The 24582-nt window shown below is 72.7% G+C and carries 24 protein-coding genes, 1 tRNA gene and 1 pseudogene; 14 read left to right on the top strand and 12 right to left on the bottom strand.

From position 1 onward, the window contains the following. Positions 1–616 precede the first annotated feature (616 nt). The gene (locus tag ACZ60W_RS00200; RefSeq protein WP_469753051.1) at positions 617–844 is read left to right on the top strand and encodes a hypothetical protein; all 228 of its coding nucleotides are present in this window, start codon (positions 617–619) and stop codon (positions 842–844) included. 133 nt (positions 845–977) lie between these two features. On the opposite strand, the gene ACZ60W_RS00195 is transcribed toward ACZ60W_RS00200, so the two are convergent. After that, positions 978–1736, bottom strand: a complete 759-nt coding sequence (locus ACZ60W_RS00195) for an SDR family oxidoreductase (RefSeq protein ID WP_469753050.1) — start codon at positions 1734–1736, stop codon at positions 978–980. A gap of 201 nt (positions 1737–1937) precedes the next feature. On the opposite strand from ACZ60W_RS00195, the gene ACZ60W_RS00190 reads away from it, so the two are divergent. Beyond that, the gene (locus ACZ60W_RS00190; RefSeq protein ID WP_469753049.1) at positions 1938–2876 is read left to right on the top strand and encodes a helix-turn-helix domain-containing protein; all 939 of its coding nucleotides are present in this window, start codon (positions 1938–1940) and stop codon (positions 2874–2876) included. Positions 2877–2919: 43 nt separating this feature from the next. On the opposite strand, the gene ACZ60W_RS00185 is transcribed toward ACZ60W_RS00190, so the two are convergent. Next, entirely contained in the window at positions 2920–3393 is a 474-nt protein-coding gene (locus tag ACZ60W_RS00185; protein ID WP_469753048.1) for a diadenosine tetraphosphate hydrolase, read from the bottom strand. Positions 3394–3490: 97 nt separating this feature from the next. Between ACZ60W_RS00185 and ACZ60W_RS00180 the strand changes: the two genes are divergently transcribed. From ACZ60W_RS00180 to ACZ60W_RS00170, 3 genes are all read left to right on the top strand, one after another. Then, positions 3491–3564: transfer RNA gene (locus ACZ60W_RS00180), tRNA-Met, on the top strand. Positions 3565–3780: 216 nt separating this feature from the next. After that, positions 3781–4476: a DUF6308 family protein gene (locus ACZ60W_RS00175; protein ID WP_469753047.1), complete on the top strand. Its 696-nt coding sequence runs from the start codon at positions 3781–3783 to the stop codon at positions 4474–4476. A 397-nt stretch (positions 4477–4873) separates the two neighbouring features. Then, a complete protein-coding gene (locus tag ACZ60W_RS00170; protein ID WP_469753046.1) occupies positions 4874–5677 on the top strand; it encodes a lysostaphin resistance A-like protein in 804 nt (267 codons plus the stop codon). 132 nt (positions 5678–5809) lie between these two features. Here ACZ60W_RS00170 and ACZ60W_RS00165 read toward each other — a convergent pair whose 3' ends face one another. Continuing rightward, positions 5810–6661: a sulfurtransferase gene (locus ACZ60W_RS00165; RefSeq protein WP_469753257.1), complete on the bottom strand. Its 852-nt coding sequence runs from the start codon at positions 6659–6661 to the stop codon at positions 5810–5812. Positions 6662–6935: 274 nt separating this feature from the next. On the opposite strand from ACZ60W_RS00165, the gene ACZ60W_RS00160 reads away from it, so the two are divergent. Both ACZ60W_RS00160 and ACZ60W_RS00155 read left to right on the top strand, forming a co-directional pair. After that, on the top strand, positions 6936–7265 hold the full coding sequence (locus ACZ60W_RS00160) for a DUF6422 family protein (protein ID WP_469753045.1): 330 nt from the start codon (positions 6936–6938) through the stop codon (positions 7263–7265). A gap of 1011 nt (positions 7266–8276) precedes the next feature. Further along, a complete protein-coding gene (locus ACZ60W_RS00155) occupies positions 8277–8957 on the top strand; it encodes a class I SAM-dependent methyltransferase (RefSeq protein WP_469753044.1) in 681 nt (226 codons plus the stop codon). 169 nt (positions 8958–9126) lie between these two features. On the opposite strand, the gene ACZ60W_RS00150 is transcribed toward ACZ60W_RS00155, so the two are convergent. Together ACZ60W_RS00150 and ACZ60W_RS00145 are read right to left on the bottom strand one after the other, a co-directional pair. Beyond that, positions 9127–9732 (bottom strand): dihydrofolate reductase family protein, encoded by a 606-nt coding sequence (locus ACZ60W_RS00150; protein WP_469753043.1) that lies wholly within the window; start codon positions 9730–9732, stop codon positions 9127–9129. A gap of 235 nt (positions 9733–9967) precedes the next feature. Further along, positions 9968–10615 carry a TetR/AcrR family transcriptional regulator gene (locus ACZ60W_RS00145; RefSeq protein WP_469753256.1) on the bottom strand — a complete coding sequence of 216 codons (648 nt, stop codon included), beginning with the start codon at positions 10613–10615 and terminating at the stop codon, positions 9968–9970. Positions 10616–10771: 156 nt separating this feature from the next. Here ACZ60W_RS00145 and ACZ60W_RS00140 point away from each other — a divergent pair, with 156 nt between their 5' ends. Further along, a complete protein-coding gene (locus tag ACZ60W_RS00140) occupies positions 10772–12241 on the top strand; it encodes an MFS transporter (RefSeq protein ID WP_469753042.1) in 1470 nt (489 codons plus the stop codon). Between the two features lie 70 nt (positions 12242–12311). Here the strand turns inward: ACZ60W_RS00140 and ACZ60W_RS00135 are convergent, their stop codons facing one another. The 3 genes from ACZ60W_RS00135 to ACZ60W_RS00125 form a co-directional block, all read right to left on the bottom strand. Continuing rightward, positions 12312–13166 (bottom strand): DMT family transporter, encoded by an 855-nt coding sequence (locus ACZ60W_RS00135; protein ID WP_469753041.1) that lies wholly within the window; start codon positions 13164–13166, stop codon positions 12312–12314. A 335-nt stretch (positions 13167–13501) separates the two neighbouring features. Beyond that, positions 13502–14230 carry a TetR/AcrR family transcriptional regulator gene (locus ACZ60W_RS00130; RefSeq protein WP_469753040.1) on the bottom strand — a complete coding sequence of 243 codons (729 nt, stop codon included), beginning with the start codon at positions 14228–14230 and terminating at the stop codon, positions 13502–13504. An 80-nt stretch (positions 14231–14310) separates the two neighbouring features. Further along, positions 14311–15522, bottom strand: coding sequence for a serine hydrolase domain-containing protein (locus tag ACZ60W_RS00125; protein WP_469753039.1), 1212 nt, complete (start codon positions 15520–15522; stop codon positions 14311–14313). A 199-nt stretch (positions 15523–15721) separates the two neighbouring features. Between ACZ60W_RS00125 and ACZ60W_RS00120 the strand changes: the two genes are divergently transcribed. After that, on the top strand, positions 15722–16807 hold the full coding sequence (locus tag ACZ60W_RS00120) for an NAD-dependent epimerase/dehydratase family protein (protein WP_469753038.1): 1086 nt from the start codon (positions 15722–15724) through the stop codon (positions 16805–16807). Here ACZ60W_RS00120 and ACZ60W_RS00115 read toward each other — a convergent pair. Both ACZ60W_RS00115 and ACZ60W_RS00110 read right to left on the bottom strand, forming a co-directional pair. Further along, positions 16782–17894 (bottom strand): sensor histidine kinase, encoded by a 1113-nt coding sequence (locus ACZ60W_RS00115; protein WP_469753037.1) that lies wholly within the window; start codon positions 17892–17894, stop codon positions 16782–16784. The two genes, ACZ60W_RS00120 and ACZ60W_RS00115, sit on opposite strands and share 26 nt — an antisense overlap. Before the next feature lie 22 nt (positions 17895–17916). Beyond that, positions 17917–18717: a response regulator transcription factor gene (locus ACZ60W_RS00110; protein ID WP_469753036.1), complete on the bottom strand. Its 801-nt coding sequence runs from the start codon at positions 18715–18717 to the stop codon at positions 17917–17919. Between the two features lie 133 nt (positions 18718–18850). Between ACZ60W_RS00110 and ACZ60W_RS00105 the strand changes: the two genes are divergently transcribed. The 3 genes from ACZ60W_RS00105 to ACZ60W_RS00095 are packed head-to-tail and all read left to right on the top strand — an operon-like array spanning position 18851 to position 20837. Further along, positions 18851–19555, top strand: coding sequence for a glycosyltransferase family 2 protein (locus ACZ60W_RS00105; protein ID WP_469753255.1), 705 nt, complete (start codon positions 18851–18853; stop codon positions 19553–19555). Next, complete coding sequence (locus ACZ60W_RS00100) at positions 19552–20184, top strand: TIGR04282 family arsenosugar biosynthesis glycosyltransferase (protein WP_469753035.1); 633 nt, start codon at positions 19552–19554, stop codon at positions 20182–20184. The genes ACZ60W_RS00105 and ACZ60W_RS00100 overlap by 4 nt, the downstream gene beginning before the upstream one ends. After that, positions 20181–20837, top strand: coding sequence for a class I SAM-dependent methyltransferase (locus ACZ60W_RS00095; protein WP_469753034.1), 657 nt, complete (start codon positions 20181–20183; stop codon positions 20835–20837). Before ACZ60W_RS00100 ends, ACZ60W_RS00095 begins: the two co-directional genes overlap by 4 nt. A gap of 32 nt (positions 20838–20869) precedes the next feature. Here ACZ60W_RS00095 and ACZ60W_RS00090 read toward each other — a convergent pair whose 3' ends face one another. After that, positions 20870–21295 (bottom strand): hypothetical protein, encoded by a 426-nt coding sequence (locus ACZ60W_RS00090; protein WP_469753033.1) that lies wholly within the window; start codon positions 21293–21295, stop codon positions 20870–20872. Beyond that, positions 21292–22467, bottom strand: coding sequence for a molybdopterin-dependent oxidoreductase (locus ACZ60W_RS00085; RefSeq protein WP_469753032.1), 1176 nt, complete (start codon positions 22465–22467; stop codon positions 21292–21294). The genes ACZ60W_RS00090 and ACZ60W_RS00085 overlap by 4 nt, the downstream gene beginning before the upstream one ends. Positions 22468–22580: 113 nt before the next feature. Between ACZ60W_RS00085 and ACZ60W_RS00080 the strand changes: the two genes are divergently transcribed. Then, positions 22581–23975: a glycosyltransferase 87 family protein gene (locus ACZ60W_RS00080; RefSeq protein ID WP_469753031.1), complete on the top strand. Its 1395-nt coding sequence runs from the start codon at positions 22581–22583 to the stop codon at positions 23973–23975. A 267-nt stretch (positions 23976–24242) separates the two neighbouring features. Further along, positions 24243–24582, top strand: a pseudogene (locus tag ACZ60W_RS00075) (hypothetical protein); the annotation flags it as partial.

The raw sequence follows: 24582 nt of genomic DNA, 5'->3' as shown, positions 1-24582 counted from the left end.
GGGACGAGCCGAGGCTCGGACGGAGACGCCGCCCGCTGTCGGCAGGGGGGGCCTGTAGTGGGGACCTCGCGCCCGTCCCGTCGGAGAAAGGTCGATGGCATGGCCACCACGTACGGGATACTGTGCAGATCTTGCATCCAGGACGTCAAAGCGGCACGTGGTCGGGGGACTTGAGATGGCGAATGATCCGAACGGCGCTCTGCCGCCCGTCCCTCCCCACCCCCCTCGACTGCCGCCGCACGCACCCTCGCCCGTCCACAGCGGGCCGCCGCGCTGGGCCTGGTGGGTGGTCGGCATCCTGATCCCGGTCCTCGGCCTCGTCGTCACGGTCCTCACCCAGCAGCGACCCAGCCCGCCGCAGTCGGGGCCACCGCCGGGGCACGCAACGGTCCCCGTCCCGTCGGCCACCACGCCGGCGACACCACCGAGTGCCTCAGCCGGACAGACCCCGGACACCGCCTCGCCCTCTCCTTCCACGAGCGCAGCCCCGGAGACCCTAGGGTCAGGCAACGTCGCTCTCAGCCCGGGAGACAGTGCCGATCTCGAACACGGCACCGCGGGAAAGACGGTGGCCGGCCCGGACATCTCGTGGGGCGGTGACGACAGCTTCGCGGCGATGAACGGAAGAGTCGCGCGCTCTCTGGAGGGTGCCACCCCCACCCACTGTGCGAACCTCATCCGCGACCACTCCTCAGGGTCGGAGTCGATGGCCCCGATGGGCTCCTGGTTCTGCTTGCCGACCAGTGCCGGGCACGTGGCCGCCCTCCAGTACCTGGGTCCCGCGGAGAACCGCCAGCGGCGCTTCCACTACATCGTGTGGGACATGACCGCGCCGGCCTCATGAGCAGGAGAGAACGACCGCGGAGGGGGCGGCCCACGACACGGACTGCCCGCCCTTCACCGGTGTAGGCCCCCCGGCCGGGACGGCCGTCGCCCGGGCCACGATCGGACCCGGGCGACGGCAGGAGCGGAACGGCTCAGCGCGTGGTGTAGCCGCCGTTGGCGAAGAGGGTCTGGCCGGTGATCCACCAGCCCTCGGTGGCCAGGAAGGCGACGATCGGCGCGATGTCCTCGATCTTCGTCAACTGGTCGCCCATCGCCTGGGACTTGTGAAAGGCGACCCGCTCCGGCGTCTCCTGACCGTAGAAGAACGGGGTGTCCATCGGGCCCGGCGCGACGTTGTTGACCGAGATGCCGCGGGCGGCGAACTCCTTGGCCGCGGCGCGGGTGTAGTGCTCGACGGGTGCCTTGGCGCCGGCGTAGGTGGAGTAGCCGTCGGTGAAGGCGGCCAGCAGGGAGGTCACGATGGTGATGACCTTGCCGCCGTCGTTCAGCTGCTTGCCCGCCTCGCGGATGAACAGGTACGCGGCCTTGGCGTTCACCGCGTGCATCACGTCGTACTCGGCCTCGGTGGTCTCCACGATCGGCTTGCGCAGCACCATGCCTGCAGTGTTCACGGCGACGTCGACGCCGCCGAAGGTCTCCTGCGCGACGGCGAAGACCCGCTCCACGTCGGCGGTCTTCGTGAGGTCGCCCTGGACGGCGACCGCCTCGCCACCGGCCGCCTTGACCGCCGCGACCGTCGCGTCGGCGTCCGGCGCGGTGCCGTCGGAGTGGTAGTGCACGACGACCTTGGCGCCGTCCGCGCCCGCGTTGCGGCTGATCAGCCCGCCGAGGTTCTTCGCACCGGCGCCGACCAGGACGACCTTGCCCGCCAGGGAGTGGTTGCTGCTCATGATCTACGGCTCCTCGCCAGATGAGGGGGTGGTCCCCCGACGTGGGGGACGTTCGCCCGACCACTCTCCGACGCGGGGGCCCTCAGGGGCTTGAACAATCCGACGGGCCCTGGAACGAACCGCTCACCATCCCGGCCGACACCGCGGACGAGGGCGCCGCCCGTTCGGCATTCCTCACCCGGAGGGACCAGAATCGACAGTATGGCGACACCCCCGGCAGCCCCGACCCCTCCACCACCCGCGACCTCCGCGACGACCCCGGCGCCCCTGCGCTCCGTGACGGCGGCGTCGTTGATCAAGCCCCACCTGGTCCGCCTCTCCGGCAGTGGCGCCGACCTGGACGAGGGCGTGGTCGAGCGCGGCCTGGAACGGGCCGACGGCGGCGTGGAGGGCGCGGACGGACCGACCCGGCACGTCGTGGTGGTGCACACCGGCGGCTCGGCCGACCTCCGCTGGACCGCCGACGGTCACCCGCGGCGCGAACGCTTCCACCGCGGCCAGGCGCTGGTCAATCCGGCCGGCTGGGCGTCCCGGCCGCGTTGGGAGCAGGACGCCGAGCTGCTGCTGGTCGCCCTCGAACCGGCCTGGCTGGAGAAACTCGCCACCGAGAGCGACCTGCCCGGCCCGCTGGAGCTGGCCCCGCGCTACCACCTGACCGACCCGTTCCTGGGCATGCTGGTCGAGCGCCTGGTCGCCGAGTACGAGGGACCGCAGCCCGCCGATCCGCTGTACGCCCAGTCGATGCTGCAGGCGCTCGCGGCCCACGTGATCCGCACCGCCGCGACCCGCCGCCCGCGCCTGCCCGAGCGTGAGGGCGGGCTCACGCCCAAGCGCCTGAACCGGGTCGTCGACCACATGAACGGCTACCTGGACGGACGGCTCTCGCTGCCCGAGCTCGCCGCCGTGGCGGGCGTCAGCCCCTCGCACTTCACCCGGGCGTTCCGCGCGTCCACCGGCCAGTCGCCGCACCGGTACCTGGTCCAACTGCGGCTGGAGCGCGCCCGCCGCGCCCTCCTCACCACGGACACCCCGATCGCCGCGATCGCCCAACTGTGCGGCTTCGCCGACCAGAGCCACCTCACCCGCACCATGCGCCTGCACACCGGCCTCACCCCGGCGGGGCTCCGCGCGAGCCGGTGACCGAGGCGGTGACCCCGAGGTACCGGGGCGGCACATCGGGACGTCAAACCCGCAGCAGGTCGAGTTCGCTGCTGATCGCCTCTCTGAGCACCTGGTGCCGAGGGCCCAGCCGGGATTCCTCGTCGCTCCACCGGTCGCTCGGGTAGAGCCAGACCGGTGCACCGACGGCTTCGGCCGGCTCCCAGTCGTACCGCGGCCACACATGGGCGTGGAGGAAGGGGTCCTTGTTCCCGAGGATCTCCAGGTTGACCCTGCGGAAGGCCGGGTCCAGGCGACGGCATGCCCGCTCGACGGCCTCGCCGAGCTGATCCATGTCGGTCAGGAACGACATCCGTCTGTCCCGCGGCAGGTCGGAGAGTCGCTCCACGCCCGGTTCGTCCACGAGGAGAACGGAGTAGCCGGGCAGGAACTGTACGTCGCCGATCACCGCGAACCCTGCCGTCATCCGCCGCAGCACCGTCGGGTTCTCCCCCCTCAGGGCCGTCCCGATCCGGTCCTTCCGCCATGCGATGGTCATGAGCCCACGGTAGACGTCGGCGCACGGTCAGCCGTGCTGCCGTGGGCCCACCGTCCGCCCGTCCCGCGTCGACGGGTGTGTAGAGTGGTGTCACCGACGCGGGGTGGAGCAGCTCGGTAGCTCGCTGGGCTCATAACCCAGAGGTCGCAGGTTCAAATCCTGTCCCCGCTACGAATGACAGGGGCCCGGCTGACGCCGGGCCCCTGTCGCGTATACCGCTCCGGTAGCTGTGGCCGAGCAGCCGCCGACGAGAGGGCGCGGACCGGATCCGCGAATCCCCCGTGGCCGGCAGGGGCTGACCTTTAGGCTGCGAAGGCGTCGCGAGGCCGGCCCGGTCCTTGCCGAGGACGGCAGCGACGGACTGCTTCGACGAAGGTCGGTGATCTCGTGGCCCTGCCCACTGCCGCCTCTGGTGTGCCTGCCGAGGGTGCTTCCGGGCTGGCCCGGCAACTGCACGAACTGCTCAGTGCCGAGCGGGCGGTGGACGATCTGCGCCGCTACTACGGGATCGGTCTGCCCCCGGGGGATGTGGCGTTCACGGGCAGTCGGTTCGAGCATCTGGCCGGCGGGGGAGACCTGCCGGACGTCGCCGACCGGATCACCGCCGATGACATGGTCGCCGTGCAGACCTTGTCGGTGGACGTTCCCGCCCGGGTGGCCCTGGACATGCTGGAGGGACCTCTCGGCGCGAAGCTCTCCGGGCTGCTCCGGGCCATTCCCGGAGACGTGGACCTGGTTGACGCGGGGTCGGGAGCCGTGGCGGAGGGCTCACCGGCAGACGAGGCGTGGCATCTCCTGACGGAACAGCCGGGAGTCGGATGGGTCATCGCGGGGAAGATCCTGGCGCGCAAGCGCCCGCGGCTGATCCCGGTCTACGACCGCGTGGTGCGCTGCGCCATCGGCCGGCCGCCGTCCTTCTGGCTCGCCCTCCACACCGCGCTGCGGGAGGACGACGGCGCTCTGCATCGGCGGTTGCTGGCCTTGCGACAGGCCGCAGGGCTGCCGCGGACGGTGAGCGCGTTGAGGGTGTGTGATGTGGCGGTGTGGATGGGCCATCGGGCCCTGGGGCACGCCTGCCCCTGATGCCGGACACCGTCCCGCGTTTGTCCGGGCGGCCGATCGGACCGCTTCACGCATGTGCGAGGCTTCAGGGGCGGGCGGGGTGACAGACTTCGCGGACAGTGCTCCGTGCATGCGTATGTCGAGAAAGTTGACGATGTCCGATCCGATACCAGGGCCTCCGCACCACCCCCACCAGCCGTGGGCGCCTCCGCCGCAGGACGGAGTTCCCCCCGCACAGCCATGGCCCATGCCACCGGTCGCATGGGGCCCGCAGGGCCCCATGCCGCCGCCCCGTGCACTCGGCCCGACGACCGCACCACCAGGGTCCGCCTACCACGAGCAAGGGCGCAATGGACGGCAGCGCACGGGCGCGCGCGTAGGGGAGTTCTTTCTCGTCCTGGCCCTCATGGTGGCCGGGATGATCCTGGTGTTCATCGGCTCCGCTGTCGCCGGCATGCTCCTGGGACTGGAGTGGGCTCCGGAGGACAGCGACAGGTTCTTCGCCGATCCGTTGCTGGACAACGCCGTCCTGCTGGTGGGCCTCGCCCTGTGGACTCCGGCCGTGCTCTTCGCCGTCCGCGTCTGCGGGAAACGGCCGGCCGGCACCCTCGCGTCCGTCGTCGGACGGCTGCGGTGGGGGTGGCTGGGATGGTGCCTCGGGCTGGCCGCGATCGTGCTCGTCACCCAGAACCTGGTGCTGATCGTGTGGAGCCTGTTCCAGGAGGGCCCCGAGGCCGTCACCGGGGAGATGCCCGGCTGGTCCGAACTTCTGCTGAGCCTGTTGGTTCTCTGGGCGCTCGTTCCCTTCCAGGCTGCTGCCGAGGAGTTCGTCTTCCGCGGTTGGCTCGTCCAGTTGTTCGGCGGATTTCTTCGGTCGCCTTGGCCCGGAGTGGCGGTGGCGTCGCTCCTGTTCGCCTTGGCCCACGGCTTCGGGCAGATGTCAGGGTTCCTGCTGCTGTGCTACTCGGCGGCATGGTGGGGCTGGCTCACCGTTCGGACGGGGGGTCTGGAGGCGGTCATCGCTGTCCACACGGTCAACAACGTGATCGCCTTCTCCCTCTCCGCGGTTTTCGGAGAGCTGGCCGATGACAGCACCGCCGCGGACGCACCCTGGGAAGCCCTCGTGGCCGAGCTGCTGTTCGCACCGGCGTTCTGCCTGATAGCCGCTCGACTCGCCGACCGCCGCGGAATCCCGTCCCGTACGCCGAGTCCGACCGCGTGACCCTGGTCCATCGGTGCCAGCCGACGAGGTGGCCGTGATGCGCCCCTTGGCCGCGTACGAGGCGGTGAGTCGATGGGGGAGCCGGGGAAGCGTGACGGCCGTCCACGCGAAGCCCCAGCCGACTCGGGTACGTCAGCCGGCGGCCGGGTTCGTCGTCTCGACCGGCAGGCCGGAGGGCAGGCCCCACTCGCTCCACGAACCGTCGTAGACGGCAAGGTCACGGTAGCCGGCCAGGTCGGCGCCGAGGGCGAGGACGCAGGCGGTGACACCGGAGCCGCAGCTGAACACCAGACGTTCGCGCCCGTCGGCGGCGACGCCGAAGAGGGCACGGAGCTCGTCGGACGCGCGCATCCGGCCCTCGACCTGAAGCTCGGTGAAGGGCAGGTTCGCCGCACCGGGCATATGGCCGCGCCGCAGTCCCGGCCGCGGCTCCGCGCCCTGGCCGGTGAAACGTTCGCGGCTGCGGGCGTCGAGCACGGCCGAGGCGTCGTCGGCGAGCGCGACCGTCACTGCCGCACTGTCCGTGAGCAGCTCGGGCCGTGGCTTCGCGGTGAAGGTCCCGGCCGCCGTGGGTGCCGTCGACGCCGAGGCGGGCTCGCAGCCGAGGCCGGCGGCCTGCCAGGCAGGCAGGCCGCCGTCGAGTACGGCGGCCCGGTCGAAGCCCGCCACGCGCAGCATCCACCACGCGCGAGCGCTGGAGTAGAGGCCGGCGGCGTCGTAGGTCACCACGACGCTGTGGTCGTGCAGGCCCAGCGCCCGCAAGGCGCGGGCGAAAGAACCCAGTTCAGGCATGGTGTGCGGCAGAGGGCTCTCCCGGTCCGACATCGCTCCGTCGATGTCGAAGACCCTCGCGCCGGGAATCCGCTCCGCCGCCCCGCGATGGGCCCCGACGCTCGCGTCGAGGACGACCAGATCGGGGTGGTGGAGCCGCTCGGCAAGCCAGTCGGTCGTCACCAGCGAGCTACCGGGAGGCAGCAGTTCCATGAGTGCCTTCTCCCGGTCGTCGGTCGCGCTCGGCATGATCCCATGGGCAGGCTACCGCCCTCCCTCGGCGCCGTGACAGTGAGAACCCGCGATGAACCGCGGGAACCGGCACCCATCGGCCGCCACCGTCCCGGCGATGTCGCCTCCTGGGCGTCTGCACGGGGGACACCGCGTGCACGTGGAGCGAGCTCTCCGGCTCCTGACGGATGAGCCGGAGGAGTCGTGCGGGCGTGCCGCAGGGGAGGGATCCGCGATCCCTGATAGGACGGCAGCCGTGACCTCGAACGACAGAACAGACGCCCAGAACCGGACCCTGGCCGAGGTGGGCACCCTGCTCATCGAAGCGCGCCGCAAGGCAGCGGACCTCGTACGCGCCTCAGGCGTGGAGCTGTCTCCCGAGGAACGCGACTGGGTCGGCCGTCCCTGCATGGGTGAACTGGAGCCCCCGCCCACACCGCACTCCTGCGGGTGCGGCGACTACGGCGGCACGGGCGGCGAAGATCCCTGCCCCAACACCTGGACCGACTTCACCGGCCCGGACTTCGGCACGGGATCACCGACCAGGACGTGCGAGCACACGGAGTCCGAGCACGCGGAGATCTGACCGCTCGTCCGGGTCCTGGTGTCCGCCGTCCGCGACGTCCTGGACAGAGACGTCCGGGGGTCGTGCCCGGGGCGGCTCCGCGCGCCCCTCAGGTCACCCGCACTTCGCCGCTCCACGGACGTCTTGTACGTTGTCTGCCAGGGGGGTCGCGATGCACGATCAGGACTGGGAAGACGACAGCGCGTACAGGTCTGCAGTGCGGCGCACGCGGATCATGATGGCGGTGGCGTTGGTCGTGGCCCTGTCAGTGGCCGGGATCATCGGTGTCGCCGTCCTCGGCATCTCGCTGTTCGCGGACCTCGTCGACGCCCTCGGCGCGTAGGTGCGCTTCGCGGTTCCTCGCCACGCCCGGTCCGTCGTCAGGGCGGTGACGGCGCTCAAGACCCTCCGCCGGCCCGGGGGATCGGCCACCATGAAGGTCCATCGGCGATCCGGGGGCGGGGATGAGCGAGAGCGGTGACGTTCTGGGTGGGCGACGGGAGCAGGTCGGACCCGGGCCGTGGCTGGCGCTGGCCTGCCTGGTCGGGTTGGTCCTGTCCTCCGCGGTGCTGGCGAACTTCACCGGAGAGCCGAGGGCGGCGCTGTGGGGTCAGGCCGGCACGGTGACCGAGGCCGCATGCCGTACGTACGACAACACCGTCGCCAACGCGGGAACGTCGAGCTCCTGCTCGGGAGCCTTCACCCCGGAGGACGGACGCTCGTCGTTCGAGGTGCCCGTCGAGGGGGACGTCGATGCGCAACCCGTCCGTGCGTGGCTGGTGGGCGGTGCGTCCGGCACCGCGTACGTCTCACCGACCGTCTGGGCGGGGGTACTTCCGGTGGGGCTTTCCCTCCTCCTGACCGGAATCCCGGCGGCGGTGACGGTGAGGCACGTGCGCCGCAGCCGCCGGCAGTGGCAGAGGGCCACGGCCGGGACGAGCCGCTTGGGGGGACGAGGAAGCCCCCATCGCCGTTTTGCCGGAATGGCAAGAGGGCTTGTGTCTCGGGGCCGCCACGGGTGACGTTGGGCCCGTGACCGACAACATGACAGCGGGATCGCCCGCTTCCGACACTCCTCCGCCCGGCGACGGATACGCCGGAGACGCCGCTGTGCGGACGGAATGGGACAACCGATACGCCGACCGACAGCAACTGTGGAGCGGCCGGCCCAATGGTGCGCTCGTGGCCGAGGTCGCCGGGCTCACGCCCGGGAGGGTGCTCGACGTCGGCTGCGGCGAGGGCGCGGACGCCGTCTGGCTCGCCCGCGGGGGCTGGGACGTGACCGCGCTCGACGTCTCGGGCGTGGCGCTGGAGCGGGCGGCCGGGCACGCACGGGACGCGGGCGTCGGTGTTCGCTGGGTACACGCCACCCTCACGGAGGCGGCGCTCCCGTCGGGCTCGTTCGACCTCGTCTCCGCGCAGTATCCGGCCTTGCTGCGCACTCCTGACGCCGCAGCCGAACGAGCGCTGCTCGCGGCCGTCGCGCCCGGCGGGGTGCTGCTCCTCGTCCATCATGCGGGGATGGAGACCCAGCAGGCACACGAGAGCGGCTTCGACCCGGCTGACTACGTCTGGCCCTCGATGGTCGCCGCCCTGCTCACCGAGGACTGGACGCTGGAGGTGAACGAGCAGCGACCGCGTGTGGTACCTGACGGCGGCGCCGGCGCCCACCACGCCGACGACCTCGTGCTGCGTGCGCGACGACTCCGCTGAGCCCCTCCGGGCAGTCGCCGGGAGCCGGTCGGGCGGGCGGTGCGTGCCAGAGGGGCGACGTGGCCGCGGACGGGCGTACGGGGGACCGGGCCCTCGCTTTCTGATCCTGGTGGTCAAGCCCGTGTCGGTGGCGGCGCCGCGGCGGCCGGGGCCAGCGGAGGCGACGATGTCACCGGGGGGAGACGAGGGGCGGGTGTGTGAGCACGCGGGGCTTGTACTCGACCAGCTGGATACGGCCGTCGAAGGTGTGGTTGCCGATCATCTCGAGGGCGACGTCCGGATAGCCGTCGTAGATGCGTTCCTCGCCCGTGGCTCCGGTGATCACCGGGAACATCACGACCCGGAACCGGTCGACGAGTCCGGCCCGGAGCAGGGACCGGCTCAGGCTGAGGCTGCCGATCGTGCTGAGGAGTCCCGGGCCGCTCGACTTCATCGCGCGGACCGCCTCGACGGCGTCGCCGCGGACGAGTGTGGCGTTGGCCCAGGTCAGCGGCGCCTCGAGCGAGGACGAGAACACCACCTTGGGTGCCTGCGTGAGCTCGTCGACGGACGCCTCCTCCTCGGGCCTGAACTCGTCCTGGCCGCTCGGGACCTCGCCCGCGGCGAAGCCTGACATCAGGCGGTACGTGTTCGCCCCCATCAGATAGGTGGCCTCGGGCTGCTTGCCGAGCCAAGTGAGGTACTCCGGGCCTTCGAGTCCCCAGAAACCGGGCCACCCCTCTCCCGACGCACAGCCGTCGAGGGAGGTGATGAAGTCGACGAGAAGCTCCGACATGGCGGTGTCCTTTCCTGGGCTGCCACGAGCTTGGACCGACCGGGAGCGACAAACTCATCGGCCGCGCTGTGGAGCGGGGAGGAAACGACCCGCTCGGGTGAGGACGCCGGGTCTTGCTCCGTCGCACAGCCGTGCCGTGCCGTGAACCGTCGACCGGAAGCCGCGCCTTCGTGGCCGGGTCTCCGTCCCCCGGTTCCGGGAGCGTACGCGGCTCAGGACCGGGAACCGAGGAAGGTCAGAGGCCGGCCTGGATACGGAGGCCCGCCAGGGTGAGGTCCAGGGCGGAGCGGAACTGGTCGACGTCGTCGTGGCCGTCGAACTCGTCGACGATCTCGTGGACGAAGGGGAAGTCCTCCGCGGGGAGCTCTCGCCAGGTCTTGGCGAAGCGGCCGAGGAACTCGTCACGGTCCACCGCGCCGTCGAGGATCTCCTCGGGCGGTTCCTGGCCCATGTCGACGGCGGAGCCGACGACGACGCCGACGACCGCGGAGACGGCGTGGAAGCGCTGGCGGGCGGTGAGGTCCAGCCGCAGGGTCTGCCGGCCGAGCATCTCGTAGATGCGCAGGGAGTTGCTCTGCACGTCGGTGTTGCGCATGAAGTACGCGCCGAGCCACGGGCGACTGACGACCGCGTCGAAGAGGGTGACGGCCATCGCACGCAGGTCGTCGATCGCGTCCTCGCCGGTCGGGAGCGTCTCGATGTCGGCGAGGACACCGGCCATGACGTGGTCCGTGGCGAGGTCCAGCAGCTCGTCCTTGTTCGCGACGTACCAGTAGATGCTGGCGACGCCTCCGCCCAGGCGCTGGGCCAGGGCCCGGAAGGTCAGAGCCGGGGCGCCCGCCTCGTCGAGCAGGGCGACCGCCTCGCCGAGGACGGACTCCATCGAGTGCGAAGCGCGTCGGCGCCCCCCGCCCGAGCGGGACTGCTGGCGTGCCATGGCGTGCACCTCTCACCTTTGCATCGGATCGAACGTTGTTCTATCGTACCGGATGGAACATCGTTCGATAACCGAACCACGTTCGATCGAGAGGAGTGCGCCATGGCCACCGCCACGCTCACCAACCCGCCCCGCACCTACCCGTCGCTGCGCGCGGCCTGGATCCCCCTGGCCGCGCTCTGCCTGGCCTTCTTCGTCGAGATGGTCGACAACACCCTGCTGTCGATCGCCCTGCCCACCATCAGCCGCGACCTGGGGGCGGGCACGACCGCGCTCCAATGGGTGACGGGCGCCTACTCGCTCACCTTCGGCGGGCTGCTGCTCACCGCCGGCTCCATCGCGGACCGGTTCGGACGCCGCCGCGTGCTCCTGATCGGACTCGCGGTCTTCGGCACGCTGAGCCTCGGCGTGCTCCTCGTCCATTCCGCGGGCGGCCTCATCGCCTTGCGCGCGGGCCTCGGCATAGCCGCCGCCGCGATGGCGCCGATCACGAACTCCCTCGTCTTCCGGCTCTTCGACGACAAGGCGCTCCGCATGCGCGCCATGACCGTGATGATCGTCGTCGGCATGTCCGGATTCGTCCTCGGCCCGCTGCTCGGCGGCACCGCGCTGGCGCACGTGTCCTGGGAGTGGCTGCTCCTCGTCAACGCCCCCATCGCGGTGATCGCCTGCGTCGGCGTGCGGCTCGGCGTCCCGGCCGACCGCCCTGAGGACCTGACCAAGGACTCCCTCGACGTGCCGGGCGCCGTCCTGAGCGTCGCCGCCATCGGCCTCGCCTGCTACTCCCTGACCAGCGGCGTCGAACACGGCTGGCTCTCCACGGCCACCCTCGCGTCGGTCGTCGGAGCCCTCGTCGCGGTGGTCTGGTTCGTCCGGCACGAACGCCGCACGGCCGCCCCCATGCTCGACCTGCGCCTCTTCTCGCGCGGCACCGTCCGTGGCGCCGCCCTCGCGCAGATCGGCACCTCCATCGCCATGGCCAGCGTGATGTTCGGCCTGATCCTGCACTTCCAGTACGCCTATGGCTGGAGCCCCGTCCGGGCCGGCCTCGCCAACCTTCCGATCATCGCCACGATGCTCCTGGCGACCCCGCTGTCCGAGGGGCTCGCACGGCGGTTCGGTCATCGCGTCGCCTGCCTGGTGGGTGCCGGGTTCCTCGCCGGCTCGCTCGCCGGGCTCGCCTGGGGCGTCGAGCACGGCTACGCCGTCATCGCGGTCTGCATGGTCCTCATGACCATCGGCCTGCGCACCGTCATGACCATCTGCGCCGTCGCCCTTGTCGACGCCATGCCGGAGAACCGCACTTCCATCGGCGCCGCCCTCAACGACACCGCCCAGGAGGTCGGCTCCAGTGTCGGCACGGCCGTCGTCGGCACCCTCATCGCCCTCCTCGTCACCACCCAGCTCCCCGCCGGCACCTGGAGCGGCGACCTCATCGCGTCCTTCTTCCACGGCGAGCGCCTCACCTACGCCCTCCTCGCCGTCGTCGTCGGCCTGATCGCGGCCGGCGGCGCACTGAGCCTCACCGACTCCCGCTCCGTGGAGGAGCACCCGACGGAGGAGGCCGTCTGACGCCTGCGCGGGAGGCCGGTCGTGCCGGGCCGTGGCGGGCACCGGGCCCGGACCGGCAGGCCCCGTCCGTTCAGCCCGAGCTGACCCCGCTGCGTGCGAGTACGAAGACCCCGATGACGATCAGCGCGATGCCGGTCGACTGGGGGAGGAGCCACCAGCCGGTCCGTACGTGCTCCCCGTACAGGAGCACGCCCAGGATCAGGCTGACGGTGGCGTCGCCGAGGGTGAGGGCGGGCTGCGAGGCGATGAGCGGCCCGCCCTGGAGGGCGTGTTCGAGGAGCAGTACCGCCGCGATGCCGGCTCCGCAGAACGCGTAGGTCTGCCAGGACGTGAGGAAGCCGACGAGGCCCTCGTCACCGAGGATGTGCATGGAGGTCTTCATCAGGGCAGCCGTCAGTGCGTAGCAGATGGCTGTGGCCGCACCCAGACAGCCCGCTCGAACCCGCCCCGGCGGACGGCGCAGACCCGCCGTGGCGAGCACCACCACGACGGCGGCGCAGGCCACGAGGGTCGGGAGCCACCGGTCCATCTCCACGCGGGTGCGGTTTCCGTCGGGCGCGGCGGCCAGCAGGGCCGCGCCCAGTCCGCACACCACGGCGGCGACGGCCGCCCACAGGCGCCCGGACAGGCGCTCGCGGGCCAGTGCCGAGGCGATCAGCAGCGCGAGGGGCAGTTCGAGCACGAACAGCGGCTGGACCAGGGAGAGGGCGCCGGTCGCCAGAGCCGCCGCCTGCCCCACTCCCGCACAGATCATGGCGAGGATCCCGGCGAGCCACACGGGCCGCCGCAGGAGATCGAGGATCAGGCCGGGGCGGAAGGAGTCCGTACGGGGGGCGGTCAGCGTGGCGCGCCGTTGGAGCACGGTGGCCAGGGCATTGCTGAACGCCGCGCACAGCGCGAAGAGGACCGGCAGGACGACACCCATGCCTCATGATCTCCGGGTCCGGACCGCCGAAGGGACGACGACACCGGCGTGCGACGGGATTCGGCCCCGCCCGGTCGTCGCCGCATCCGGTCTGGCCGTCGCCGTGCCGGCCGGTGACGCCGTCTCACCGCAGGCGCGAAGCCCGTCGCGGGGCCGGGGGCCGTACCAGCCGCGATCGCCTCCATGGAGGACACGGCTCGGGCCTCCCTGCTGACGGTGCTGGGCGGGACGTTCGTGGTCACGTCCGTGGCGGCTCTTCCGGCGCGGCGGGTCCAGGTGTCGGCTTCGGCGGCGGTGCGTCCGCCGGCCCGTCCCTGACGGTACGTCAGGCGAGTTCAGCCCGTGGTGGCCCGTTCCTCCGCGGCCCGGCGGCTGCGGAATGCGACGGCGTCGAGGATCAGGCCGAGCGTGGTCTCGAAGACCTCGTCGTCGTCCACGTCCGCGAGGAAGGGCGCCACCGCGGCGAGGTTCGGGTAGGCGTCCGGAGACGCCAGCAGGTACTCGCGGCGCCATGCGGCCCGGTCGCCCTCCCGGCTCACCGGGTCGAGGTTGGCGAACGCCGCTTCGTACGCGCCCGCGGCGAGTGCGGTGTCGGCCAGGGCGCGGTAGTAACGGGCGGCTTCGCGGCCCTCGAAACCGGCCTGGCGCAGCGCGCCGACCACGACCTCCGCCCCCCGGAACTCGCCGTCGCGCCGTGAGACGCGCGTGGCCACGAGGGTGGCGACGCCGGGGTGGGCCAGGCAGGCCGCGCGCACCTGGCGTGCCATGGCGGCCAGTGTGCCCCGCCAGTCCTCCGCGGGTGCGAATCCGTCCAGGGCCCGTTCGACGAGGCGCTCGGCCAGCCCTCGCAGGATCTCGTCCTTGCCGGCGAAATGACGCAGTACGGCCGTGTGGTTGGTCCCGAGGTCCGCGCCGAGGCGTCGCAGCGTGAGCGCGTCCGGGCCGTCCCGCTCGATGACGGCCATGGCGGCGTCCAGGATCAACCCGCGGTTGAGCGGAGTGGACCGCGGGCGGCCGCGCCGCTTCTCGGCGGGCGTTTCCGCAGGTGTCCCCGGTTCCGTCATGTCCGCCATCGTATCCACCCCCGCCGCCCTGCCGCCCCGCCGGACGCAGGCGACCGGCCGGGCGGCGGGAGCCGGGGCCGTCAGGTCGTGGCGGCCAGGTGGTCGGCGAGTGCGCCCAGTGCGGCGACGGTCTCGCCGTCGCGCGCGGTGTCGTCGGCGGTGGGCCAGGCACTGGTCTTGACGATCACGACGTCCGCCTCCGGATCCACCCACAGGTACTGGCCGTGCACCCCGAGACCGGTGAAGGCGCGTCGCTCGCCGCCGAGGGTCCACCACTGTCCGGAGTAGCCGTAGTGCGGGGCGCCGCCGGCCCCGAGGCGCCCGACCGCGAGGTGCGCGGGTCCCGGGGCGCGGACGCGTTCCACCCAGGCGGCGGGGACGACCTGCTCGCCGTCCACCCGCCCGCCCCGCGCCATCAGCAGACCGAGGCGTGCCACGTCCCTGGCCGAGGCGTTGAGCGAGCCGCCTCCGAGCGCGGTGCGGGGGTGTCCGCGTGTGAGGAAGTAGAAGGCGTCCCGCTCGGCGCCGATCCGGCTCCACAGTCGCTCGCTCGCGTAGCGGGCCAGCGTCGCCCCGGTCGCGGCCTCCAGCACCCACCCCAGCACATGGGAGTCCAGGGTCGAGTAGGTGAACCGGCTGCCCGGCGCGTGGGTGTCGGGCACGGACCGGAGCACCTCCAGGACCGACCCACCGGAAGTGACCGCCCTCTCGAAGCGGTTGATGGGCGCGTCGGGCACGGTCCAGTCCTCCGGACCGCCGACGCCGCTGCTCATCTGCAGGAGATGCTCGACGGTCGGCCCGTCGTACGCGCTTCCCGCGAGTTCCGGCCGGTAGTGGACCACCGGGTCGTCCGGGCTCCCGATGGCCCCCTCCGCGAGCGCGACGCCGATCAGCATCGACGTCACCGACTTCGTCAGCGAGAACAACTGGAACCGGCTCCGCGGCGAGGCGCACCGGCCCGGGTAGCTCTCATGGACCACCGCACCCCGGTGGAGGACGACGAAGGCGGTCGTGTTCGTGGCGGCGTGCAGGTCGGCCAGCCTCCGTTCGCGTCCCTCCCACCCGTAGGTGACGTCGTCGAGATCCCCGGGGCGGCTCGGCAGCGTCCGGGCGGGGCCGCAGGCGCGCACCGCCTCGACGGGCATCAGCCGGTCCATGTGCGTGAAGGTCCACTCGTTGAAGGGCCGGCCCATGGCCAGCTCACCCTGGTGCCGCCACGCCCAGGCCAGCCCCGCCCCCGCACCCGCGACGACCGCGGCGGCCGCCGCGGTCCGCCGTACCGAGCTGCTCATCGTTCCTCCGGTTCGCTCTCGTGTCACCACTGGTGACACCGTGGGTTCAGAATAATGCAGCCATGTCCGCCCCCGGGCATGGGCCCCTTCGTCAGGAGGCGACCGCGGCGAGCCGCACCGGGGTCCACACGCATGACGGAAGTCTTACGGGCGGCGCGGTCCGGTCCGTCGCGCGCGGCGCGTCCGTAGCGTGTCGGTCATGCGCGTACTCGTCACCGGAGGAGCCGGATTCATCGGCTCGCACATCGTCAGAGCCTTGTCGGAAGCGGGTCACGAGCCCGTCGTACTGGACGCGTTGCTGCCGAGCGCGCATCCGGCGTCGCCCGTGCTGCCGCCGGCCGAGTTCCGGCACGGCGACGTCAGGGACGCGGACGCCGTGCGCTCCGCGCTGCGGGGCGTCGACGCGGTCAGTCATCAAGCCGCCATGGTCGGCCTCGGCAAGGGCGTCGCCGACGCGCCGCAGTACGTGAGCTGCAACGACCTCGGCACGGCGATCCTCCTCTCGGCCATGGCCGAGACCGGGGTGAGGCGACTGGTGCTGGCGGGCTCGATGGTGGTGTACGGGGAAGGGCGGTACGCGTGCCCCATGCACGGCCCGGTCAGGCCGGGGGCCCGAAGCCGCACGGACCTCGCCGCGGGGCGATTCGAGCCGCGCTGCCCGGCGTGTGGGGCGGCGCTCCTCCCGGGGCTCGTCGACGAGGACGCGCCGACCGATCCGCGCAATGCCTACGCCTCGACGAAGCTGGCGCAGGAGCATCTCGCGGCCGCCTGGGCCAGGAGCGTGGACGGTACCGCCGTCTCCCTGCGGTATCACAACGTCTACGGCCCGGGGATGCCCCGCGACACCCCGTACGCCGGTGTCGCCTCGTTCTTCCGTTCGTCGCTCGCCCGTGGCGAGGCGCCACGGGTCTTCGAAGACGGCCTGCAGCGCCGCGACTTCGTACACGTCGGCGACGTCGCCGCGGCCAACGTCATCGCGCTGGAGTCGGCGGGACCGCGGGCCGGTGCCCTGACCACGTACAACACGGGGAGCGGATGCCCCCACACCGTGGGGGAGATGGCCTGCGAGCTGGCCAGGGCCTACGGCGGGCCGGACCCCCTGGTGACGGGGGAGTACCGGCTCGGCGACGTCCGGCACATCACGGCTGACTCCTCCCGGCTGCGCCGAGAGCTCGGCTGGGCCCCCCGGACCGGTTTCGCCGAGGGCATGGCGGAGTTCGCACGGACCGGTCAGCGTGCCGCGGCCCTGCTCGCGCCCGTCAGCGCGCGGTCTGCGGCAGGATGACCTCGAAGCGGCAGCCGCCCGGCACGTTCCGCACCTCCGCACGGCCCGCGTGGGCCTCGACGATCCCGCGCACGATGGCCAGTCCGAGCCCGGCACCGCCCGGAGGGGTGCGCGCTTCGGTGCCACGCCAGCCGGTGTCGAACACCCGGGCCAGGTCGGGTTCCGGGATGCCGCCGCAGCCGTCCGTCACGGACAGCACCACGCTGCCGCCGCGCCGGGCGGCACCGACCGCGACGGTCCCGTCGGCCGGCGTGTGACGGATGGCGTTGACGAGCAGGTTGGCCATCACGCGCGTCATCTCCTTGCCGTCCACCTCGACGGGAACGGAGTCGACCGCGTCTCCCACCAGGGTCACCCCGTGCCGGCGGGCCAGTGGGTCGGCACCGCTCAGCGCGTCCCCCAGCAGGTCGTGCGTGGAGACGCGGCTCGGGTTCAGGGCGAGAGCCCCCGCGTGGATACGGGACAGCTCGAAGAGGTCGGTGACCATGGCGGTGAGACGGTCCACCTCGGTGCGGATCTGCCGGTGATAGCGGCCGGGATCCGCGGCCACGCCGTCCTCCAGCGCCTCGGCCATCGCCCGCAGTCCCGCGAGCGGGGTACGGAGGTCGTGCGAGATCCACGCCACGAGTTCCCGCCGTGACGCCTCCAGAGAGCGCTCGCGCTGCCTGGAGGCATCGAGCCGCCCGCTCGTGACCGCCAACTCGCGGGTGAGGGCGGCCAGCTCCGCGGTGACCGCCCCTTCCGGTGCCGTGAACCCCGCGCCGTCGCCGAACTCCCGGGCCGCCCGGGTGAGCTCCCGGCTGCGGGCCACGACCCACCTGCCGAGGACGAGCGCCGTACAGAGCGACACGAGCGCGGCCATGGCGACGACGACGGTCACCACCCACAGGTCGTGCGAGGACAGGAACATGGCCTGCGCGACCGCGAGCGTGCCGGCGAGCATCGCGGTCACGGTCACGGCGGCGACCACGGTCAGGGAGACGGCCACCGAACGGTGGCGGACGCGACGGAGCACGACCGCCCCGGCGGCGCCGGCGCAGACCGCTCCGGCGAGGGCGAACACGGCGATCAGGAGCAGATCCTTCATCGGCCGGCCTCTCGTCCCGCGCTCATCGACCGGTTCCGCTCGCGGGTGCCGGGGCAGGCCCCTCGTCTGACGGCCCCTCAGCCGACGGCGTGCGTCCGTCAGACCCGTGGCCGTCCCGCTCGAAGCGGTAGCCGACTCCCCAGACCGTCTGGATGAGCCGTGGCCGGGCCGGGTCGTCCTCGATCTTCGCGCGCAGCCGGCGGACATGGACGGTGACGGTCGACAGGTCGCCGAAATCCCACCCCCACACGCGACGCATCAGCTCCTCTCGCGAGTGGGCGGTGCCGGGATGCTCCAGGAAGAAGGCGAGAAGGTCGAACTCCCTCAGGGTGAGCGTCAGTTCCGCGCCGCCCCGCGTCGCCCTGCGGGTCGCCGGATCGACGGAGAGGCCGGCGGAGCGGAGCACGGCCCGGGGGCCCGCGGCGCCGTGAACCGTCCGGCTGCGCCGCAGCACCGACTCGACGCGCAGCACGACCTCGCGCGGGCTGAAGGGCTTGGTGACGTAGTCGTCGGCGCCGACCTCCAGACCGGTGATCCGGTCCTCCTCGTCGGCCCGCGCGGTCAGCATGATCACGGGGACCGGGCCGTCGGCGCGCAGCCGCCGGCACACCTCCAGGCCGTCCATGCCCGGCAGCATGAGATCCAGGACCACGAGGTCGGGGGGGTGCAGCGCGGCGCTGCGCAGGGCGTCGGGCCCGTCGGACGCGCGGTCGACGAGATGTCCCGCCCGGTCGAGGTAGCCGGTGACCACCTCGGCCACCGTCGGGTCGTCGTCGACGACGAGGATGCGGGCCGGGACCCCCGAGAAGCTGTGCTCGGTCATGCCCTCAGCCTCGCACCTCCGGGAGGGTCTCCTGACGCCCTTCCGGATGCCTCCAGGGTGACGTCCGCGTTTCGTAAGGGTTCGCACGGCTCCCGGGCGGGCCGCGCTTCCTACGGTGGGACACGTGACAGCCATGACCGTAGACGTCGTCCTTCCCTGCCTCGACGAGGCCCTCGCCCTTCCCTGGGTCCTGTCCCGCATCCCCTCGGGCTGGCGCCCGATCGTGGTGGACAACGGCTCCACCGACGGATCGGCGGCGCTCGCGCGCGACCTGGGCGCCGTCGTCGTCCACGAACCACAGCGAGGCTTCGGTGCCGCGTGCCACGCCGGACTGCAAGCCTCCGAGGCCGAGTTCGTGTGCTTCTGCGACTGCGACGCCTCCCTCGACCCGGGGCTCCTGACCGGCCTCGTACGGGCCGTCGCCGCCGGAGAGGCCGATCTCGTCCTCGGGCGCCGACGCCCCGTCGAGCGCCGTGCCTGGCCGGCCCACGCGCGGGCGGGAAACCTCGCGCTGTCCCTGCTCCTGCGGCGCCGGACGGGCCTCCGGCTGCGCGACCTCGGGCCCCTGCGGGCCGCCCGGCGCACGGACCTGATGAGCCTCGAACTGTCCGACCGGCGCAGCGGCTACCCCCTGCAGATGGTAGTGCGGGCCGCGGACGCCGGCTGGACGATCCGCGAGACCGACGTGCCCTACCTGCCGCGCGAGGGCACGTCCAAGGTGACGGGCACCTGGAAGGGCACGTGGCAGGCGGTGCACGACATGCGCGCGGTCCTCGGCGAGCCCGCCGCGACCTCCGTCCCCGCACTCCCCGCCACGGCGGGGGGCATCCGGCCGTGACCACGCTCCTCGTCATCGCCAAGCAGCCGCTCCCCGGCCGCGTGAAGACCCGGCTCACGCCTCCGTTCACCCCCGCCGAGGCGGCGGACCTCGCCGAGGCCGCACTCACCGACACGCTCACCGCCGCGTCGCTCGTCCCGGCCGAGCGGCACGTACTCGTCCTCGACGGCCTCCCCGGCCCCTGGACGCCACCCGGCTTCGACGTGATCCCCCAGGTGGCAGGCTCCCTCGACCGCCGTCTCGCCGCCGCCTTCGCGGCATGCCGTGGACCCGCGCTGCTGGTAGGCATGGACACGCCCCAGATCACGCCGGATCTGCTCGCCCGCGCACTGCGCTGGGAATCCCACGACGCCTGGTTCGGCCCGGCCACGGACGGCGGGTTCTGGGCGCTCGGGCTCGCCGTACCGGACCCGTCCCTGCTCCGTGGAGTGCCGATGTCCCGACCGGACACCGGGGCCGTCCAGCTCGCCCGCCTGCGGGCCGCCGGCCTGCGCATCGGCATGCTGCCCTCCCTGACGGACGTGGACGACGCCGACGACGCACGCCACGTGGCGGCCGAGGCTCCCGGAACCCGATTCGCCGCCCGACACCGAGCGCTGACCGGCACCGGTGCGGAGGTGGGCACATGACCGTGACGACGGCCACCGCCTGGTGTGCCGATCCCTACGGCGACGCCCTCCGCTCGGGCCGGGGGCCCCTGTTCCTCCGCCGGGACGACGGCTGGCTCCTGCCGCTCGACGTCGAACGCTGGTGCGAGCCTCCCGACCATGTCGACCGCCTGGTGCTCGGGCGGTGCGACGGTTCGGTCCTCGACGTCGGCTGCGGCCCCGGCCGCCTCGTGACGGCCCTCGCGGCCGAGGGACGTCAGGTACTGGGGATCGACATCAGCCCGGCCGCGGTGGCCTGCACCATCGAGACCGGCGGCAGCGCCCTGCGTCGTTCGGTCTTCGACGCACTCCCCGCGGAGGGCCGTTGGGGCACGGCGCTCCTGATCGACGGGAACATCGGCATCGGCGGCGACCCGGCCGCCCTGCTGCGGCGGGTCCGGCAGATCGTCGCTCCCGTCACCGGCGCCGTGATCGTCGAATGCGCGCCCGTGGACGTGGACGAACGCTGCGAGGTCCGCGTGGACGACGGCCGCGGCGGCCGCGGCGCCCTGTTCCCCTGGGCGCGCGTGGGCGATCGCGCCCTGGCCGCGATCGCGGACCGGGAGGGCTGGGCGGTGGCCGAGCGGTGGGGCGCCGGAGGCCGCCGATTCCTCACCCTCGCCTCGCGGAACTGACCACGGACCACCGTCCCGTCCTGCCGTCCCGGTCACCCGGCTTCGGTGTCACCGGCCTGTCCGGCCCTCCGCCGCCTCCGCCGTACGAGCGACAGCCCGCCCGTCACCACCGTGACGGCTCCGAGGACCAGGAGGAGGTTGCGCCCGTACGGCAGGGGCAGCGCGGACGGGTTGGCCGGGCCGCCGGGGCGGACGAGCAGCGGCAGGGTCACCAGGAACACGCTCCCCGCCACCATCAGCCCGCCGCGCAGCAGCCCGCGGTCACGGCGCCCCGCCACGAGCAGCCCGACTCCGAGCACCAGCGGGGCGATCACCCCGTCGTGCAGGACCAGGGCGCCGGCCAGCCACGGCACCACGTCGAGGGGCTCGGGCCGGGACGCCAGGAGCCACGCGCCGACCCCCAGCAGCGCCAGCCCGGTCCCGGCGGCCGCGTGACGGAGGACTCCCGCCCCGTTCATCGGACCTCCAGGCGGTGCACCCACTTGGTCTGCAGCACCCCCGGACGGTTGGGCGCGATGATCCGGGCGGGGAAGCCGTGGTCCAAAGCCAGCACGTGTCCGTTCAGACGAAGGGCGAGCAGCGTGAGGGGATCGTCGACGTACTCGGCTCCCATGCCCATGATCCGATAGGAGCCGCTGGTCTCCGACGACGTGACCCGGACCGAGGCGGTCCCCGGCCGCCCGCCGGCCCGCTCCACCAGATCCCGGATCCGCACCCCCGTCCACTCGGCGTCCGCGCTCCACCCCTCGACACAGGCGATCGGCAGCCTCACCCGGGTCTGCGGGAGGGCGCGGAGCGCGTCGAGGCCGAGGGCGTACGACACAGGTCCGACCACCTCCAGGCGCCAGGCGCCCACGTCGCGGAGCGAGACCCCGGCGGCGGCCGCGGTCCGGTTCACCGGCAGCCCCTGGGGCCCGTGACCGGGATGCCGGGGAGCGAGCAGGTCGAGCTCCTTCAGCGGGGTGAAGCTCTGGCCCACCGTGGTGAGCGTCACCACGCCGACCGCGGCTCCCATACCCAGCAGGAGCGAGCGCCGGTCCCGCAGGTCCTCGACGGGCAGCTCGCGTGAACCAGCCGACCCGCGGCGCCAATGAGCCGTGATCTCGGGGGCCTTGACGGCCACGTGCAGCAGGACCGAGCCGGCGACGATCCACGCCACGGCGAAATGGACGGGCACGAAGGAGAACGGCCAGGGATACCACTGCACGATGTTCAACAGGCCGCTGAACACCTGGAACAGCGACGCGGCCACGAGTACCGCCACCGAAAGCCGCTCCAGCGCGTGTCGCGCGGACCGCAACGGGGGCACGACGAACAGCCGGGGGTACACCGTCCACAACTTGACCAGGAGGAGCACGACCGCCGCCAGCCCGGTCGCGACGTGCAGACCCTGGCTGAGGCGATAACCCCAGGAGGGCCGGGCCGGCAGTCGGTCGGCCAGCCAGTCGGGTGGCTGCTGCAGGTAGTGACTGACGAGCCCGGTGAGGAAACAGACGGCGAAGGCCAAGCCGAGCAGGCGCCCGACCGACGTCGCGGTCCGCGCGTCGTGGAGGCGCCCCGAGAAGGCCGGCGGCCGCAACCCGGGCAGCACACGACGAGGACGGGGCACTGCGGGAAAGCGGGAGGTCATGCCCTCCATGACACCGTCCCACACCGTCGTGCGGGCCCCGCGACACCTTACGAAACCCGAACGCCTCCCCGCGCCGCGAACCTCCGGACCGCGACGGCTGCCAGTCTTCCCCCATGCGCCGCCCTGCCCCCGTACCTCTCGTCGTCCTGCTGCTCGTGGCCCTGACCGCGGCCCTCGTGGTGCTCTTCCGGGGCCCCGGTTCCGCACTCATGACGGCGTACACCGTCGCCTGGGGGTTGTTCGTCCTGGCCGCGCTCGCCCTGCGCCGTGCCCCGGCCCGGACGGTGGCCCCCCTCGTCCTCGTCGGCGCGGTCGCCCTGACGGCCACCGGCCTGCTGGCCGCACCGCGTACCAGCACGGACTCGTTCCGTTACGCGTGGGACGGCCGGGTGCAGGCCGCGGGCCACTCTCCCTACGACCACGCGCCCGCGGCCGACGCCCTCGCCGGCCTCCGGGACACCTGGCTCTTCCCCGACCGCGCGACCTGCGCCCACGGCACCGGACTCGCACCCCTTGGCGCCGGACTCTGCACCCGGATCAACCGGCCGGCCGTCCACACCATCTACCCGCCGGCGGCCGAGGGGTGGTTCCTGCTGGTCGAGACCGTCTCCCCGCCGGACGCCCGTCACAAAGCCCTCCAGGCAGGCGGCGCGCTCCTCTCGCTCGCGGTCTCCCTCGTGCTCCTGACAGCCCTGCGGCGTCGCGGCGACCCCCGCGACGCCGCCTGGTGGGCGTGGTGTCCGGCCGTACCCGTGGAGGGAGTCAACAACGCCCACGTCGACGTCCTTGCCGTACTCCTCTCCGTCCTCGCGCTGCTCGTCGTCGCACGCCGGTCGGCGGCCGGCGGAATCCTCCTGGGACTGGGGATCGCCGCCAAGATGCTGCCCGCACTCCTGCTGCCGGGCGTGCTCTCCGGCGCCGCGCGACGCCCCCGGGCCGCGGCCACGGTGCTGCTGGCCGCGTCGGCCACCGTCACGCTCCTCTATCTGCCGTACGTCCTGCTGTCCCGGAGTTCCGTGCTCGGCTACCTGGGCGGCTATACGCAGGAGGAGGGGTACGACGACGCCGGCGCGGGCGGGCGGTACGCGCTGGTGCGCCTCGTCCTGCCGGACGCCTGGGCCCTCCCCGCGGCCCTGGTCGGGCTGGGCGCCACAGCCGTCCTCGTCATTCTCCGAGGGGATCCCCAACGGCCCTGGCGGGGCGGTCTGACGACCCTCGCCGCGGCCTTCCTGCTCCTGACGCCGGGCTACTCCTGGTACGCACTCCTGCTCGTCGCCCTCGTCGCCCTCGACGGCCGCCCGGAGTACCTGGGCATCGCCTTCGCGGGGGCGGTCGCCTATCTCACGGGGCCGGACATCGGCCTCCCGGGAGTGACCGCCGCGTACGGAACGGCGGCGGTGGCTCTCTGCGCCGCCGCCGAGGCACGGCGGCGGCGGCGCTCGAGTGACGACGTTCTCCGCACGAGGAGCTTCGACCTGAGGCCGGGGGAGAGGGAGCGCGTTCCCTGACGGACCGCCACCGATGCGCTGACACGGGAACCGGCAGCCACTGCGTGCTCGGCGTGGAGCGGTGAGAAGTTTCGGGTACACCCCTGCCGTCACCTGCGCTTTCGCAGGCTGCTCCCGTTCCGTGGCCCGTTCGTCGTACGCGCCCGCCTCCCCGTTCGTACCAACTCAAGTGGCCGATCGAGCCCTGCCAGCTGACGTTTGGTCATGTCGCCACGTTCGGAAGCCGACACGACGTCAGCTGGCGCGGCGAACGGAAGGAAGTCATCGATGCGCTCTGCCCGCATTCTCTTCGCAGCCACCGCGACGGCCGCCGCTCTGGCCGTCGGCGCGCCGGGAGCCCTCGCGCTGACGGCAGGCGACTGGGGCGACACCGGATCCGCCCCCGGCAAGCAGCGCGACCACGACAAGCCGCACGGCGGCATGCACACGGGTGCCGGTGCGCTGTCGCTGGTCGGTGGTGACGAGTGGTCGAAGGAGCACGAGAAGGGTGGGAAGCCCGAGAAGGGACACGGCAAGCCGCACGGCGGCATGCACACGGGTGCCGGTGCGCTGTCGCTGGTCGGTGGTGACGAGTGGTCGAAGGAGCACGAGAAGGGTGGGAAGCCCG

It is taken from the genome of Streptomyces sp. NPDC104202, assembly GCF_055584185.1.
Note: the sequence above shows the minus strand (reverse complement) of the source record. Positions and strands in the feature narration are given on the sequence as shown.